Here is a 17104-nt window from a genome sequence, read left to right as displayed (position 1 = left end):
GGTATTCAGGGTGCAGGACGCCGTAAATACGTCCCTGTAGGCTTGATGGCAGCATCCCTGCTGCCAACACCTGCCCCCTAAATACCCTGTCCCGCCTTATGTTGGTAGCCACAATGAACAAAGTGACAGGATTGAGGAAGCCTCATGCAAATTCAGCAAACCGATTTACCCGGCGTAGTTATCATAGAACCTAAAGTGTTTGGTGATGAACGCGGTTTTTTTATGGAAACGTGGAATCAACAACGTTATGCGCCCATTACCGGCGAGTGCTTTGTGCAAGATAATTTATCCTTTTCCCGTAAAGGTGTGCTAAGAGGTTTACACTTTCAAAGCATTAACCCTCAAGGCAAATTAGTGTATGTCTTACAAGGCGAAGTGTTTGATGTTGCTGTCGATATACGCGTAGGTTCACCGACGTTTTTGGTCAATGGACTAGCGTGATTTTGTCGGCGGAAAATAAAAAACAATTTTTTTGTGCCAGCAGGCTTTGCGCATGGCTTTTGTGTGACATCAGAAACTGCGATGTTTGCCTATAAATGTACTGATGTATACAATCCGACTGGGGAAGGTTCGGTAATATGGAACGATTCTGACTTAAACATCCCCTGGCCAGTACAAGACCCAGAATTATCTGCGAAAGATGCATTAGGCAAAAAGCTGGCTGATTTCGCTCCTGACTCATTACCTCATTACTAAAAGTCTGCTTATGAAAAACTCAATACTTGTGACCGGCGGAGCTGGTTTTATCGGTGCTAATTTTGTGATTGATTGGTTAGCACAGTCCGATGCCACCGTGATTAACCTAGACTGCTTAACGTATGCCGGTAATATGGAAAACCTAGCATCGCTGAGTAACGATGCACGGCATATTTTTGTTAAAGGTAGTATTACTGATAGCGCATTATTACAAGAATTGTTAGCAACCCATCAACCTTGTGCCGTGGTTAACTTTGCTGCCGAATCGCATGTAGACCGTTCTATCCATAGCCCAGAAGATTTTATTCAAACCAATATTGTGGGTACGTTTAGATTGTTAGAGTGCGCGCGCCAGTATTGGCTAGGTTTAGCTGATGATGATAAAGCCGCATTCCGTTTTTTACATGTGTCTACCGATGAAGTGTATGGCTCGCTGAAAAAAAGACGACCCTGCCTTTAAAGAAACCAATCGTTACGAACCGAATAGTCCTTATTCTGCTAGTAAAGCGTCTAGCGACCATTTAGTACGTGCCTATCATCATACTTATGGCTTACCGGTTATTACGACCAATTGCTCGAATAATTATGGGCCTTATCAATTTCCAGAAAAAATTGATTCCATTAATGATTGTTAATGCTTTGGCAGGGAAAAACCTACCTGTTTACGGTGATGGTCAACAAATTCGCGATTGGCTTTATGTGAGCGACCATTGCAGCGGTATTCGTCGGGTGTTAGCGGCCGGTCAAGTTGGCGAGACTTACAATATTGGCGGTTGGAATGAAATGGCTAATTTAGACATTGTGCGCACGATTTGCCGTTTATTAGACGAAGCCTGCCCACGTAGCGATGGCTTGTCTTATCAAGAGCAAATTACTTTCGTTACCGATAGGCCAGGTCATGACCGTCGTTATGCAATTGACGCGAGCAAAATTGAAACGCGAATTAGGCTGGAAACCGGCAGAAACCTTTAGCACCGGTATTCGTAAAACTGTGCAATGGTATTTAGACAATACAGCTTGGATAGAAAACGTACAATCAGGCGCTTATCGCGATTGGTTGGCGACTAACTATGCAGGACGTAGTTAATGAAAATTTTATTATTGGGTAAAAATGGGCAAGTGGGTTGKGAGCTGCAACGCGCCTTGTTGCCGTTAGGTGAAGTACTCGCGTTAGACCGACAAGGCGCTGATGGTTTATGCGGTGATTTAAGTGATTTATACAACCTAGCGTCAACGATAGAGCAAATAAAGCCTGATGTGATTGTTAATGCGGCAGCTTATACGGCTGTTGATAAGGCTGAAAGCGAGCCAGGTTTGGCGCATTTAATTAATGCCGAAGCGAGCGGTGCATTGGCCGATGCAGCAGAAGCGTGTGGTGCATGGTTAGTACATTATTCCACTGATTATGTGTTTAATGGTAGCGGTGAACAGGCATGGTTAGAGACTGATGATACCGCGCCACTCAATATTTATGGTGCCACTAAGTTAGAAGGCGAACAACTGATACAACAATCGGGGTGTAAACATATTATTTTGCGCACGAGTTGGGTTTATGCGGCGCGCGGCAATAATTTCGCTAAAACCATGTTACGACTTGCGGGCGAGCGCGATACGCTTAGCGTGATTAATGACCAATTCGGTGCGCCAACTGGTGCGGAGTTATTAGCCGATGTTTGTGCGCATATCATCAGACAAGCAATCGTCAATGAATCGGTCAGTGGTGTTTATCATTTAGCGGCAGATGGCGTGTGTACTTGGTATGACTATGCACGTTTTGTCTTAGCCTATGCCGCACAAAAAAGGTCGTAGTTTAAAAGTTGCGGCCGATGCTGTTGCGCCTATTGCAACCAGCGCTTATCCGACGCCTGCACAACGTCCGCTTAACTCTAGGCTAAATACGACTAAGCTTAAAACGACGTTTGGTTTAAGTTTGCCGCATTGGCAAATCGGTGTGACACGTATGCTGGATGAAATTCTTTAGGAGAACCTTATGACAACTACTCAAATAGGCTTATCGCGCCGGGGCATTATCCTAGCAGGCGGTTCCGGCACTCGGCTTTATCCGGTTACCAAAGTCGTTTCTAAGCAATTATTGCCGATTTACGATAAGCCAATGATTTATTATCCGCTAGCCACGTTAATGTTAGCCGGTATTCGTGAGATTTTAATTATTTCAACGCCGCAAGATACGCCACGTTTTGAGCAATTACTAGGCGATGGACAAGATTGGGGTTTGGATATTCGCTATGCTGTACAACCTAGTCCAGATGGTTTGGCACAAGCGTTTATCATCGGTAAAGACTTTGTTGGCGCGAATCCAGCGGCGTTAGTGTTAGGTGACAATATTTTTTATGGTCACGACTTACAAGTGCAATTAGAGCGGGCCAATGCACGAGACAGCGGCGCGACGGTCTTCGCTTATCATGTACATGACCCTGAACGCTACGGTGTGGTAGCTTTTAATGAGCAAGGCCAGGCGACTTCGTTAGAGGAAAAGCCTAAACAGCCTAAATCAAACTATGCGGTTACCGGTTTGTATTTTTACGATAATGACGTGGTTAGCATTGCCGAACAGCTTAAACCTTCGCCGCGCGGCGAATTAGAAATTACCGATGTTAATTTAGCGTATTTGCAACGCGAGCAATTGGCGGTAGAAATTTTAGGCCGAGGTTTTGCCTGGTTAGATACCGGTACGCATGAAAGCTTAATCGAAGCCAGTAACTTTATTGAAACCATAGAGCATAGACAAGGTTTAAAAGTCGCTTGTCCTGAGGAAATTGCGTTCCGTAAAGGCTATATTAACGCTGAGCAGCTAGAAAAATTAGCGCAGCCTTTAGCTAAAAACGGTTATGGTCAATATTTATTAGGGTTACTAAACGACAAAGTGTTTAGGTAGTTGCATAACACTCATGTTAAATCCAGAGCAACCGCTAATCGCCACATCCTCTGCGGTTGCTCGTATTCCAGGGTTAGCTACGTTGTTAGGCTGCCCTGTTATTCTATCTAGGCATTGCCAACAGCCTGCACAAACCAACGGTGTGATTGCCTGGGGTTTAAAGCCTAGCGCATTAAAAGCAGCCCTTTATGCAAGGCGGCACCAGTTACCCCTATTGCGCTTAGAAGATGGTTTTCTGCGTTCAGTTGAAGCCGGTCATCAAGCGCCGCCGCTGTCATTGGTACTCGATGATATAGGGATTTATTATGATGCGGCTAATCCATCGAGACTAGAACAGCTCATTCAACAACCTTTAACCGAGCAACAACAACAGCGCAGCCTATTATTACAACAGCAATGGCAGCAGGCGCGCGTATCAAAATACAACCATGCAAGGGAATACGCTGGCGAATTACCTAATGCTTATGTGTTAGTGATAGACCAAGTGGCCGGTGATGCATCTATTGCTCATGGCTTAGCCAGTGCTGAAAGTTTTCAGTCTATGCTTAATGCAGCACTAGCCGATTATCCAGATTGCACGATTATTTTAAAAGTCCATCCCGATGTGTTGCTAAAACGTAAACGTGGTCATTTTGATTTAGCGTATTTATCGACTCAGCCGCGTATTCGTATTTTGGCTGATGCCAGCCATCCCGTTAGACTGATAGCACAAGCAAAAGCGGTTTACTGTGTGACCTCACAAATCGGTTTTGAAGCCTTATTATGGCAAAAACCGGTACGAGTATTTGGTATGCCCTTTTATGCTGGATGGGGCTTAACCGACGACGATATAGATATACCAGAGAGTAGTAGACACCCCATAACGTTAGCGCAATTAATCCATGCAAGCTTAATCGCTTATCCGCGTTATTTAGACCCTGAAACCCATCAGCGTTGTGAGCCGGAACGCCTAATCGCCTGGATGGGCTTGCAACGGCAGATGCGTGAACGGTTTCCAGCGCAACTGCAAGGGCTTGGCTTTTCTTGGTATAAAAAACCGATTGTACGGCGTTTTTTACAAGGCAGTGTCGTCAGCTTTGATAAGCCCGCACAGCATTGGCCTGCAGCAACAGCGCTTGTAGTTTGGCATAATCGTGCTAAATCAATGGCTGAGCGTTATCCTGGTCAGCCATTGATTCATATTGAAGATGGTTTTATTCGCTCAGTCGGGTTAGGCGCGGATTTAATCCAGCCGCTGTCATGGGCGATTGATTGCCAAGGCATTTATTATGATGCGACACAACCATCGGATTTAGAGCAGTTGTTATTAACTACCGACTTCGATGATACGCTGTTAGCGCGTGCCGACGAGTTAATACAGCGTTTAGTCGCGCATGATGTCACTAAATACAATATGGCTGGCGAAGATTGGTTACGCCCCAAACACAATGTGCAAAGCGTTATTTTAGTGCCGGGGCAAGTCGAGACCGATGCGTCGCTTGCGTATGGCGCACCCGGCTTGCGTAGTAATATGGCGTTATTAACGGCTGTGCGTGAGGCTAATCCTAAGGCATATATCGTTTACAAACCGCATCCCGATGTTGTGGTCGGTTTACGCGCTAAAGGTCAGCAAGAAGACTTGGCTAATCGTTATTGCGACGAGCTTATTATCACAACGCCTATGGGAAAATTGTTAAACCAGGTTGATGAAGTGCATACGTTGACGTCACTGACTGGTTTTGAGGCGCTATTAAGAGGCAAAACTGTGGTGTGTTATGGCCAGCCGTTTTATGCGGGCTGGGGCTTAACCCGCGATAACATACCGATAGCAAGACGCCAGCGGCTATTAACGTTACAGCAATTAGTGGCAGGTGCGCTTATTTTGTACCCTACTTATGTCAGCCGAACCACAGGTTATTACACGACGCCGGAACGTGCTTTAGACGAGTTAATCGCTTGGCGGCAACAGGCGCCTAAAGCGTTGCCGTGGTGGCGGGTGGTATTGCGTGAGATATTAAAGTTAGAAAATAGGCTTAAAAGTCGTTAGATGCCTTCTGGATTAACTAAAGGAACTTCGCAGATTCAAGTAATACATTGGTCACAAATTAAGGCTACCAACGTAAGGCGAGACAGGGCATTCAGAGTGCAGGACTCCGTGAATACATCCCTATAGGCTTGGCGGCAGCATCCCTGCTACCAACACCTGCGCTCTAAACACCCTGTCCCGTGAGGCATTGTCCCGTCTAAAGTGTGTACCCAAATTAACCTAAAAGTTGAAAATTTTGGACAATATGGGGAGAGTAATAGTGGAATATGGCAAATAAGAGCCATAACTCAGCAATAGCTATAAACACCGATGTTCTTTATGCCAGTGGGTTAACCAATCACAGAATACACTGACCGGCATTGGTTTAGCGATGAAGTAACCTTGTGCAGTAGTGCAGCCCATGTTTAATAGGCGTTGGCAATGTTCTTTAGTTTCTACGCCTTCTGCAATGACGTCACGTTTAAAAGCGTTAGCTAAACCAATCACACCTTGCACAATGGCGGCATCTTCTTCGTCATGCAGCATGTCACGGACAAACGATTGGTCAATTTTTAACGTTTGTGCGGGTAAATGCCGTAAATAACTCAGTGACGAGTAACCCGTACCAAAGTCGTCTAACGCAAATTTAACCCCTAATGCTAAACAAGAGCGCATGACTTCTGAGGATATGGTTAAATCATGTAAGGCTTCGTTTTCCAGAATTTCGAGCTCTAAGCATTCTGGATTAACACTAGAATGTTCGCTTAGTGCTTTCTTGAGTAACTCATTGAAATTACTAAAAGTCAGTGAGCGAGCCGATAAGTTAATACTAATAGGCATAATAAGGTTATGGCTGCTCTGCCAACACGCCATTTGCTGTAACACATTGTTAATCACCCAGTGATCCAGCGTAACGGCAAGGTCTGATTTTTCCAATAATGGCAAAAAATTCGGCTGGGTTTATCACGCCTTGGTTGGGCTTATGCCAGCGAATTAAAGCTTCAGCGCCGACGACACGCATGGTTGAGAGATTGACTTTGGCTGATAGTACAACTCAAATTCGGTTTGTTGTAACGCGTGAGCGATAAGGTCTTGTTGTTTCAGGGTGTGACAGATTTGTTTATCTAACTCGGTATCATAGAGCTGTATACGATTTTTACCCAATTGTTTGGCTTGATACATCGCCTGATCGGCATGACGTAATAAGGTGTCCGGGTCGGCATCATCGGTGGGGTAAACGGTGACACCAAAACTAGCCGTGAGTGTCACCATTTGATTGTCTAGCCAGATAGGCGCAGAAATCGCTTCTAATAAACGAGTTAGCAAGTTTTCAAAATTCGTGTCTTGTTTAAGCCCAGGTAATAATAAAACAAACTCATCACCGCCTAAGCGAGCCAGCGTATCACCTGCGCGTAATTCTTGACTAACGCGTTTAGTCACTTCGATTAAAATGTGGTCGCCGGATTGATGACCAAACGTGTCGTTTACCGGCTTGAACGCGTCTAAATCAAAGTAAGCAACAGCGACATAAAGCCCCTCGCGCTGCGCATCTTCTATAGCGTCATGCATTTTTTCGTTAAGTAACACGCGATTAGCGACGCCGGTTAATGCGTCATAATAGGCCAGTGTTTCTAATTGTTGCTCTTGTTTTTTTAATTCAGTGATGTCGGAAACAATGCTGACATAATTGGCAATTTTGCCTTGTTCAGTGTAAACCGTTGAAATCGTTACTCGCTGCGGGTACTTTTCGCCTGATTTGCGTTGATTCCATATCTCACCACTCCAATGGCCTTTCTTTTTTAAGTTTTTGTTGATTTTGCTTAATAATGTGGGTTCGATATTAAACAAATCTGACGGTTGACCTATTAATTCTTCAGATGTAAAACCAGTAATATGACTAAATGCTTTATTGATATAAAGGATTTTCATGTCTTTATCGGTGACAACAATACCTTCTGAGGTATTGGCAAACACGCTTGCTGTTAAGCGTTGTTCTTCTTCTGCATGTTTGCGTTCGGTAATATCGCGGGCAATGGCTAACACGCTGGTAGTTACGCCTAGTGCATCAAATTCAGGGATAAAGCGAAATTCAAAAATGTAATGTTGTTCTGCTGTACGCCAAACAAATTCGGTACTGATAGGTGTTCCGGTGCAAATCACGCTGGTGAGTAAGTTTCTAACATGAGCGACATCTTCAACAGCTACTGGCTTAATACTTTGCTTGATGGTCGTGCCAAAGGTTTTGCCTAAGTAGTTTTGTGCAGGGATGCCAAACACTTTTTCTATTGCTGAATTTAAATAGACATAACGGCCTTCTTGGTCTAATCGCGCGACAATATCAGGTATATTTTCAGTTAACGTCAGTAGTTTGCGTTCAGTTTCTTTCAGTGCTGAAATATCTCGGCCTATGGCTAAGATGGATTCAAAGTCACCGGTTTGGTTATATTCAGGGACAAAGCGGAATAAATAGGTTTTTGGGTGATTGTAATGACCTGGATTGACCAACAGTTCGCAGGAATGCTCTTCCTGGTATTCAGCCACGCTGTTTAAAGCGTGCACAAATTGTTGAGAGAAGCCGTGATTGGGTAAAACATCGAGCGGGTGGTGTTGCAGTATATCGGTGGGTGTTAACCGGAAGGTGTTTAGCAATGCAGGATTGACATAAGTGTACTGAAGCGCTGGATTTAGCCTTGCGACAATATCGGGTGAATGCTCAATCAAGGTGCGAAACTCTTGTTCGCGGTTATGTAATAAGCTAAGTACGCGTTTGCGCTCGGAAATGTCGCGCGTAATACATAGCGAATACGGTTTGTCGTCGTATTCAAAATAGCATGCAGTAACTTCAACCGGAAAACTCTGGTTAGTTTGCGTGGTGTATTCGGATTCAAAAATAATACGCCGGTCATTTTGTAGATGATGCCAATGTTCAGACCATTGCGCAGGGGTTAGGTGTTTATCGATAGCGAATAAATCTAACTGGTTTAGCCATTGTGCTTGGCTATAGCCTAAGGCCTCGGAGGCTGTTTTATTTGCATAGAGAAATCTTGCCGAATCAGCACCAAGTAAGAAAATAGTTTCTGACACATGATTTAATGCGTAATTTAATAGTTGTAGCTGACGTTGGTTTTTTTTGCGTTCGGTAATGTCGCGCGCGAGAGCCAGTACATATTCGCTATGCTCGAAAACAAAGTATTTGGCGATAACCTCTAGGTCTAATGTGTGTTGATTCGTATTGGAAAATGTAGCTTCAAACGTTAAATACTCGGAGCAAATCAGCTCTGACCAGATAGTGCGAAAATTACTTAATGGGAAACCATGCCCCAGTTTGTCAATCGCTTTGCTGAGTAATTCATCACGCGTTAAGCCTAAAATCTGACAACATTGGTCATTCGCATAAACGATATTGCCTTGGACATCGATTAAATAGGCAGCTTCATGGACGTGGTTGAGTGCAAAGTCGATTAAAATTAAGCGTTCTTGCGCTTGTTTTCGTTCAATGATTTCCGTTTTTAAAATGTGGTTTGCCTGTTTTAATTCGGCGGTGCGCTCTTGTACGAGTTGTTCTAAATCTTTTTGGTAACGTTGCAATTGGTTGTTTTGCTCCGTGAGCTGATTTTGCATCGCTTGTAGCTTTAAATGAATGCCAATTCTAGCCAAGACTTCGTCTATACGCAGCGGCTTGGTGACATAATCCACGGCACCGGCGTCAAATCCTGACATTTTATTTTCACTATCGGTTAGCGAGGTCATAAAAATGACCGGTATATGCTGGGTTTCCGGAAGTTGTTTCAAGCGCCGACAGACTTCAAAGCCGTTCATACCTGGCATCATCACATCGAGCAGAATTAAATCCGGTTGGGCAAAGCTCGCCCGCTCTAGCCCTTCTTCTCCGTCTTGGGCAATCAAAATGTTAAATTTACGGCGCTCTAGGATTTCCATAATTAAACCTAGATTAGCCGGAGTATCGTCAACAATTAAAATTGTTTGCGCAGGAGTTGTTTCAGTCATGATGATGGCTACTAGGTAAAGAGTCGTCAACTAACTTCATAATCGCTTTGGATTGGAAGGTTTTACATAGGTGTTGCAAATAATCGGCAAAGTCTTGGTATTCAGGGGTTGTTTCGGCTAAAGCTGTCGCCCATTGGGCAATTTCACGCATATTGCCTAACTTAGCTAAGTGCTGAAGTTCGGCGAGTTGTTCGTGAGGCGGTTTGATAACTGTGCCATTGAGTTTAGAACCAGCACGCGCTTCAATGTGGTTAGTGCCATAAATCCAATCCAACAGCACTAAATCATGCACACAGGCTAAAAATTCGTTGAAATCTACGGGTTTGCTGATAAACGCATCCATGCCAGCGCTACGACTTTCTTTAGCTTGTTCGGGGGCAGTGCTAGCCGATATGCCGATGATGGGAGTCGTTTTAAACAGAGGATTTTGGCGTAACTGCCTACAAGCATCGAGCCCGTTTAATGCGGGCATGACAATATCCATAATGATAAAGTCGGGTATCACTTGTTCTGCGACCGTTATCGCCTCGCGTCCATTCACGGCCTCTGTTGTTTCAAAGCCTAAATTAGTCATGAAATCAACGAGTACGGAACGGTTTTCGCTAATATCATCGACGATAAGCACTTTTTTTGCGCGGGCCTTTATAGCCGATAATTTTGCCTAGGGATTTGGCTTCAGTGTTGAAATTAATATTCGTTTCTTCAAATGCTATATCAAACCAAAATAAGCTACCCTGATTTAGCTCACTTTTCACTAGGATTTTACTACCCATTTTTTTGACTAAGTGCTGGCTAATTGCAAGCCCTAGGCCTGTTCCTCCTGCATGGCGTAATTTTTCGCCGGATTGTTCAAAGGGTTGAAAAATAATGTCGAGTTGGTTGTCAGCAATGCCAATGCCGGTGTCTTGCACTTCAAAACGTAAAAGATGTTCGGATGTACAGCTTACACGTAAAGTAACGTTACCGGTGTCGGTAAACTTAACGGCATTAGCTAATAAATTTAACAGCACTTGGCGTAACCTTTTATCATCGCTGAGGATGGTTTTCGGTAGATTGTCTGCGAGTTCTAGCGTAAATAATAGTCCTTTATCTTCTGCCCGTAAGCGAATAATGCTAGCAATAATACGCAGGAACTTTTCTAGTTGTAACGGTACCAGGATAAGCTCAAGCTTGCCCGCTTCAATCTTAGAATAATCTAGGATATCGCTGATTAACGTCAGCAAATGTTCACCGCTTTGGTAAATGACGTTGACATAAGCGTGTTGGCGTGGATTTAAGCTCTGGTCTTGGATGAGAATTTGAGCATAACCTAAAATCCCATTTAACGGTGTGCGTAGCTCATGACTCATTTGCGCTAAAAAATCGCTACGCATTTGTGCTAAACGTTTGGCTTCGACTAACGCTTGTTCTTTGGCAGCTTCTGAAGCTTTTTGTAAGTTAATATCACGCGCTACGCCTACCGTACCTATCACTTCGCCATCTAAATCAATAATCGCGGCTTTATAGGTTTCAAACCAACGACCACCGTTAATATTGGGTAAGTATTGCTCGCGGTTGATACGCGCACGTGTTTGCATAATTTCAAGTTCATCGCGAAGGTTGTCAGCCGCGATGGCATTAGGCCATAACTCGGTATCCGATTTACCAATAATAGAAAAAATATTGTGGCCTAACGCTTCAACATAGGTTTGGTTGGCAATTAAGTAGCGGTTACGAGTGTCTTTAAACCATGCCCATAATGGCAACATATCTATTAACGTGCGCATATAACGCGCTTGTTGTCTTAATTCTAAGGTGCGTTCTTGAATACGTTGTTCTAAGCTGGTATTTAACTCGCGAATTTCTTGCTCTGCCCGTTTGCGTTGGGTAATGTCGGAAAATACCTCTACGCCGCCGATAGTGGCACCGTCTTTATCGATTAATGGGCGCGCGGTGACGTTTAGCCATTTTCCGTGGCTGGTATCTTTGCAAACTAAATAGATTTCTTCGCCATAACATGATTGTCCTTGAATCGCCCGGGTTAACGGTAAATCATCAACGGCATAAGGTGTTAACATATCCGCTAAGTAATAATTGGCGGCACTATCGTTAACGCTGATAGTGCCATCAGTAATACTCGTTTGTAGCATTTTTTCAGCGGCTGGGTTTATCATCATCAGCGAGCCCGATTGATTTGCGACAACGACGCCATCGCCCATGTTATCGAGAATTGAACGTAGTAACGCCGATTGTTGACGTAGCTCGGTTTGCGAATGTTGTAAGTCTCGGTAAACCTCATTAAGTCGTTTATGGGATTTACCTAAGCGCAGAAAAAAATAGCTGGTGCTGAGTAATAGTACCGAAATGCCAATAAACACCACTAGCAATAAATTTTGTTGCAGTTGCCGCTGTTTAATTTCAAAGGCTTGTTGTCGATTGCGTTCAGTTAAAGCGTCGATTTCGCGTTGTTTGCTTTCAGATTGAAAGCGTTCCGCTAATTCCAACAGGCGTTGCCCGCTTTTCTCTCTAGCGCTTTGTTCGTCGGCTTCAATAGCTTTGTTTAAGTAATGTGCGGCTTGCTTAAAATCGCCTTTAGCTTGTGCTAATTGGGCTAAGCGTTTAACCGCTAAGCTGATGTAAGATGTAAAGTTAATCTCTTTAGCTAGTTTATAGACTTCATTAGCATCGGCTTCGGCGGCCGTTAAGTTGTTTAAGGCAATATAATTAGCACTGCGCCCATAATAGGTAAACCATAAACCGATGGGATGGGGGTATTTCGAGTAAATGTCTATGATTTCGTTTTGCACCTTCAGCGCTTCTTGGTATTGCTGTTGCCTGCCAAAATTTTCGGCAAGTGCGGCTAAACCAATTACATAATGATGCGGGGAGCCTAGCTCGCGTTGTAAATCTAATACTTGTTGGAGAAAGGCATATCCTTTTTTGGCGTCACCTAAATCAGCGGTATTTTTACTAATACCAATCAATGCATACGCTTCTAAGTTTTTTGACGGTATTTTTTGCGCGGTCTCTTGCATTTTGGCATATAGCTCTATGGCGTTTTGGTATTGTTGGCTTTGCTCATAAGCAACGGCTAGGCCATGATATGCATAAGTCAGGGCAAAGCTATTATCAGAGTTTTTGACCATTTCCATCGCGCGCATGGCCATTGTGACAGAATCATCAAATTTACCTAGTCGCTTATACATCGTGCCGATGCGTAACATCGCTTCACTGACTAAATCGGGTTGCTTAACCTCTTCTAATAACACCATACAGCGCTCAGTGACTTGCTTTAGTTCGTTGATTTTGCCTTGGTTAATGGTTGTTAACGCAAAGTTTAAATTGGCCTCTAATTGACCGGCTTTGTCGTTGTTGGCCTCTGCTAACGCTAGTGCTGTTTCGGCATAGCGAACGCCTTGCTCAATATCAGCCAGATAAATTTCTATACGGGCCAATAAATTAAGCAATTTGGCTTGCTGTACTGGATTTAATAAGCCTTCGGTCGATTTTTGTAAGTCTAATGCTTGTTCATGCGCTGCTTGAATGTTGTTTTCTGCCAGAATGCGGGTTGCGTTAATCTTATTAATATAATCGTTTGCGTCTAATCCTTGAGGATTCGCGCTAACATTAAGCCCCCATAAGTAACCAAAAATTAACGCTATGATGGCTATATAAATTAAGCGGTCACTTTCGGCTTTCTTGTAGGGTGCGCTCTGTGTGCCTTTATAAGAGGGGGCTAAAAGCGAAGGCATAAGGTACGCAATGCGTACCCTACTAATGACTATAAAAACCGTAAGCATGACCGTGAGCATTATTTTGTTAATATCTAAGCGTGATTGAACCTATGACCTGGGTATCGTTTAACAAAACGTTTTGTGGGCGTTCGGGCGTTTCGTAATACGATTTACGCACGGTGTCTAAAATATTTAAACCCTCTATCGATAATGATAGATGTGAATTGACTTTGTAGATTAGCGAAGCGTCTAACCAGTCATAGGCTTCGGTGTACAACGGTAAAACGCCTATGCCGACGATATTCGCCGTGCCACTTAAGAATTTATCGCGCCAGTTATACGCTACTCGTAATGACCAGTTTTGATAATCATACATACCAATCAAGTTAAAGCTATTACGCGATAAGTTTTGCAGCGGCCCTGGTTGGCCTAAAGCAGAAATAAAACGTTTCGCTATCGATAAAGGTGTAATTAGCTTGCAGACCTAAACCTTTAAATGCGCCAGGTAGAAAATCGTAAAACTGTTGGTAATTGAATTCAAAGCCTTGCAGCGTCGCAGTATTGCTATTGTAAGGTCGGGTGACTAAATACGTTTGACCAAAATAGGTTTCTGGGTTGGCTGTGTTGGCGACAAAACCGTCTACCGATTTCCAAAAGCCAGCCACACTTAAAGCGGTTGCTTTATTGGGATACCAATCTATTGCGCCATCGACATTGGTAGAACGTATCGGGGCTAACCACGGGTTACCGGCAACGCCAAAATTTTGTGCGGGATTAATAGTATTCGCGGTTAGCGTCAGCGACGGCGATAGTTGGTTAAAATCGGGGCGGGTTAAGGTTCTTGACGCACCTAGCCGGAAGTGCCAGGCATCACTGAATAAATAGCGAAAATTAGCGCTAGGCAGTAAGTCTATATAATCGCTGTTGACGTTAAACGGTGTCACGGTGTTGTTAACAGTTTGAATTTGATAGCCATTTAGCGATTGTTCGGTGCTGGCGATTCTAAGCCCAATAATACCATCGATGGGAAAAAACACGCCGTCTAGTTTGGCAGATAAATAACCGTTATACGTGTCTTCCTCAATTTGCCACGTCCCTAATGGATTGCTGCCTGGAATGTTTGAAGTGATGCCGAATATTTTGCGAATTGCGGCAATATCACGTGCATTATCAAGTTTACCAATTAAATAGTCTTGACTGTGCGCACCTTGCCCGTCAAAAAAGTCTCGATACGGATTGAGCTGGCTTTGGCCGGGTAGGCTAGCTGCTGATAAACCAGCGATAGCGGTATCGGCGATAATTAAGCCGGGCTCGTTATTCGCGTCACGGTGGGCATAGCGCATACCGGCGGAAATGGCTTTAACCAGGCCATGATTAAAAAATAGTTCGCCATCAACGCGTCCGGCGGCCAGTGTGCCGGCAAAAGGTCGGGTGCGTAGAGCTAAGTTGCTGAACTTAAGCGCATTTGGGTCTTGTAACACGTTATTGGTTGCTATAGAGCTAGGCACAGTGCCGGATAGGTTTTGACTGAAATTAACCCCGCTAGCGCTCATGACCGGACCGGAAAAAAATAAGTCGTTTTCGCTGTCGGTATAGCTTAAGTCGCTACTCAGTTTAAATTTATGGTTTTGCCAACTGCCGCCTATCGCGCCTTGTTTGGTTCTATCAACGGTATCACGTGCAAAGCTTAGTTGTGAGGCGCTTGCGTTTAACCAATCAATAGACTGTAGATTTTGGCTGCCGGGAAATACCTTGGCCGAGCCAGCGCTAAACGCAGGTAAGCCTGAGCTTAGCGCATTGCTTTCACTGAGGGGGAATAAATTGAGTTGATAAGAATCTTGTGTCGTTTTAAATTCGGTGTAATTGGCTTCGGCGTATAAATCCCAGTGGTCATTAGGTTGCCATTGCAAGACGATGTTGCCAGAACTGCGCACACGTGTTCCCTGGCTTAAGGTTTCTGATGAGCCGTTCGGTGCATACACGGTTTGTCCTGCGATTAAATCGTTACGCCCCACCGGGTTAGCAGCACTGGCTTGATCTTCGCGGAAGGCACGGCGCTGATAGACCACGTTGACGAGTGCGCCGATTTTGCCAAAACGCTCGGATTGCCAGTAATCGCTTAACAAGCCTGAAACTTGAGGTTCAGCGGCATTGGCTAAATCCGCATGTGCGCCTCTGACATTAACGACGATTTCGCGTCCAGCAAAATCAAACGGTCTATGGCTGCGTAAATTTACCGTACCGCCGACACCACCTTCGATTAAGTCCGGGGTAGCTGTTTTGTATACATCGATACCGGCTAATAATTCGGCTGGTATATCGGCATAATCTAAATTACGGCCATTGCCAGCGGTAAACATTTCCCGACCATTAAACAAGGTTTCTACTTGGGTTAAGCCTCGGATTTGAATCACCGAGCCTTCGCCTCGGTCTCGGGTTATTTGCACGCCGGTAATGCGTTGTATCGCATCGCTGACGTTGTAATCGGGTAATTTGTTAATCGTGTTAGCGGTGACAGAATCGACGATTTCTATATGTTCTTGCTTAATCATCAAGGCATTTTCTAAGCTAATACGATTGCCTAAAATAAATACCGTGTCGAATTCGGGCAGGTTGCTGTCCGGATTAATGCTTTCGGCGGGCGGTTTGTCAGCGCTGTAACTATCGACAACAACTGCAAACAAGAGTGTGAAAATAATGCTTTGTTGGGTTGGTTTCATAATATCCTCTCATGGTGCACCTGTTGATTGATAATTATTCTTATTAACTTAGTTTTTTGGGGTGAGTGGCGTTAACAATGGCTAACAGCCGCTTAACTAAAAGCACTAAATTAGTATCATTAGCAAGAGCTTTCCTAAGCGAATCAGCACTTGAGGCTATTAAAACCGTTATACGCAGTTAGCGTAATTAGTCCGCTTGAGAACTTTTTTATTAAGCCGGTTGAAATAGCAATATGCGTTAATTCTGCAAAACTTGCAACATGTAATTTGGATTTTATTTGGGTGGCGTAATTGGCGACGGTTTTATACCCTAAACAGAGTTCAGCAGCGATTTTTTGTGTGGTTAAGCCTTTGGCTAATAACAGAAAAATATCAAACTCGCGTGGACTTAGTTGAGCTAATAGGGATTTGTAGCCATCGGCAGGCAGTTGTTGTGCTGTCGCTAACAAGCCTTGTTCAACATAAGCGCCACCTTTAGCGATAGCTTGTATTGCTGACACTAAAATATCGGGCGCACTGCTTTTACTGATATAGCCTTTCGCGCCAGCAGCTAACGCACGGTTAACGTACACGGCTTCGTTGTGTACGCTAAAGACTAAGACTTTAGCGTTGGCATCTCGGCTTATTAATCTTCTTAAGGTCTCTAAGCCACCGATACCTGGCATGGACAAATCTAACACAACGACATCCGGTGACAGCTTTTGGTATAACTGGCAAGCACTTTCGCCACGTTCAGCTTCACCGGCGACTTCAATATGGTCGGTGGTGGCTAATAACAATCTAAAACCCGCTCTGACAATCGCGTGGTCATCGACGAGTAATACGTTAATTTTGTTGTTGCTCATAAACATTTCAGCATTAAAACTTATTTGATAAATGGCTACTCACTCTAGTTGGGACAGGGTATTTAGGGTGGCAGAAAACTGCTCCTCGGCAATAGCTCCTGCATTGCTCTACCTCCTGCGTCCTGCAGTCGTGCGTTTTCTGCATTCACCACATCCTTGTGGTTCCAGGTGTTGGCTGCATGGATGCTGCCACCAAGCCTACAGGGATGTATTTACGGCGT

Annotated in this window: 11 protein-coding genes and 2 pseudogenes; 6 read left to right on the top strand and 7 right to left on the bottom strand. The window is 44.2% G+C overall.

Going from position 1 to position 17104, the window contains the following annotated elements:
• Positions 1–144 precede the first annotated feature (144 nt).
• The 6 genes and pseudogenes from rfbC (at position 145) to VZ94_RS12605 (ending at position 5618) form a co-directional block, all read left to right on the top strand.
• Positions 145–696 (top strand): annotated as a pseudogene (gene rfbC / locus VZ94_RS12625) (dTDP-4-dehydrorhamnose 3,5-epimerase).
• Positions 697–706: 10 nt separating this feature from the next.
• Positions 707–1783, top strand: a pseudogene (gene rfbB, locus VZ94_RS12620) (dTDP-glucose 4,6-dehydratase).
• A complete protein-coding gene (rfbD, locus tag VZ94_RS12615) occupies positions 1783–2505 on the top strand; it encodes a dTDP-4-dehydrorhamnose reductase (RefSeq protein ID WP_338040394.1) in 723 nt (240 codons plus the stop codon). Before rfbB ends, rfbD begins: the two are co-directional and overlap by 1 nt.
• Positions 2483–2677, top strand: a complete 195-nt coding sequence (locus VZ94_RS32135) for a sugar nucleotide-binding protein (protein WP_338040393.1) — start codon at positions 2483–2485, stop codon at positions 2675–2677. Before rfbD ends, VZ94_RS32135 begins: the two co-directional genes overlap by 23 nt.
• Positions 2678–2686: 9 nt before the next feature.
• Positions 2687–3592, top strand: a complete 906-nt coding sequence (rfbA, locus tag VZ94_RS12610; protein ID WP_045779498.1) for a glucose-1-phosphate thymidylyltransferase RfbA — start codon at positions 2687–2689, stop codon at positions 3590–3592.
• A gap of 13 nt (positions 3593–3605) precedes the next feature.
• Positions 3606–5618, top strand: a complete 2013-nt coding sequence (locus VZ94_RS12605; protein ID WP_045779497.1) for a capsule polysaccharide biogenesis protein — start codon at positions 3606–3608, stop codon at positions 5616–5618.
• Between the two features lie 297 nt (positions 5619–5915).
• On the opposite strand, the gene VZ94_RS23025 is transcribed toward VZ94_RS12605, so the two are convergent.
• The 7 genes from VZ94_RS23025 to VZ94_RS12585 all read right to left on the bottom strand — a co-directional run bounded on the left by VZ94_RS23025 (position 5916) and on the right by VZ94_RS12585 (position 16883).
• Complete coding sequence (locus VZ94_RS23025; protein WP_052700509.1) at positions 5916–6542, bottom strand: EAL domain-containing protein; 627 nt, start codon at positions 6540–6542, stop codon at positions 5916–5918.
• A 48-nt stretch (positions 6543–6590) separates the two neighbouring features.
• Positions 6591–9605, bottom strand: a complete 3015-nt coding sequence (locus VZ94_RS23020) for a PAS domain S-box protein (protein ID WP_052700508.1) — start codon at positions 9603–9605, stop codon at positions 6591–6593.
• Entirely contained in the window at positions 9598–10230 is a 633-nt protein-coding gene (locus VZ94_RS23015; RefSeq protein ID WP_052700507.1) for a response regulator, read from the bottom strand. The genes VZ94_RS23020 and VZ94_RS23015 overlap by 8 nt, the downstream gene beginning before the upstream one ends.
• Positions 10214–13336, bottom strand: coding sequence for an ATP-binding protein (locus tag VZ94_RS23010; protein WP_052700506.1), 3123 nt, complete (start codon positions 13334–13336; stop codon positions 10214–10216). Before VZ94_RS23010 ends, VZ94_RS23015 begins: the two co-directional genes overlap by 17 nt.
• Before the next feature lie 67 nt (positions 13337–13403).
• Positions 13404–13703, bottom strand: coding sequence for a TonB-dependent receptor (locus tag VZ94_RS30755; RefSeq protein WP_131655552.1), 300 nt, complete (start codon positions 13701–13703; stop codon positions 13404–13406).
• A 10-nt stretch (positions 13704–13713) separates the two neighbouring features.
• On the bottom strand, positions 13714–16038 hold the full coding sequence (locus VZ94_RS12590; protein ID WP_052700504.1) for a TonB-dependent receptor: 2325 nt from the start codon (positions 16036–16038) through the stop codon (positions 13714–13716).
• A 143-nt stretch (positions 16039–16181) separates the two neighbouring features.
• A complete protein-coding gene (locus VZ94_RS12585; protein ID WP_045779496.1) occupies positions 16182–16883 on the bottom strand; it encodes a response regulator in 702 nt (233 codons plus the stop codon).
• Between the last annotated feature and the right edge of the window lie 221 nt (positions 16884–17104).

Source organism: Methylocucumis oryzae, assembly GCF_000963695.1.
Lineage (GTDB): Bacteria > Pseudomonadota > Gammaproteobacteria > Methylococcales > Methylomonadaceae > Methylovulum > Methylovulum oryzae.
This window is presented reverse-complemented; position numbering and strand designations above follow the sequence as displayed.

Coding starts and splice junctions, on each gene's coding strand:
- VZ94_RS32135 (WP_338040393.1), top strand. CDS start 2,483: ATGCCGCACAAAAAAGGTCGTAGTTTAAAAGTTGCGGCCGATGCTGTT.
- rfbA (WP_045779498.1), top strand. CDS start 2,687: ATGACAACTACTCAAATAGGCTTATCGCGCCGGGGCATTATCCTAGCA.
- VZ94_RS12605 (WP_045779497.1), top strand. CDS start 3,606: ATGTTAAATCCAGAGCAACCGCTAATCGCCACATCCTCTGCGGTTGCT.
- VZ94_RS23020 (WP_052700508.1), bottom strand. CDS start 9,605: ATGACTGAAACAACTCCTGCGCAAACAATTTTAATTGTTGACGATACT.
- VZ94_RS23010 (WP_052700506.1), bottom strand. CDS start 13,336: ATGCCTTCGCTTTTAGCCCCCTCTTATAAAGGCACACAGAGCGCACCC.
- VZ94_RS12590 (WP_052700504.1), bottom strand. CDS start 16,038: ATGAAACCAACCCAACAAAGCATTATTTTCACACTCTTGTTTGCAGTT.
- VZ94_RS12585 (WP_045779496.1), bottom strand. CDS start 16,883: ATGAGCAACAACAAAATTAACGTATTACTCGTCGATGACCACGCGATT.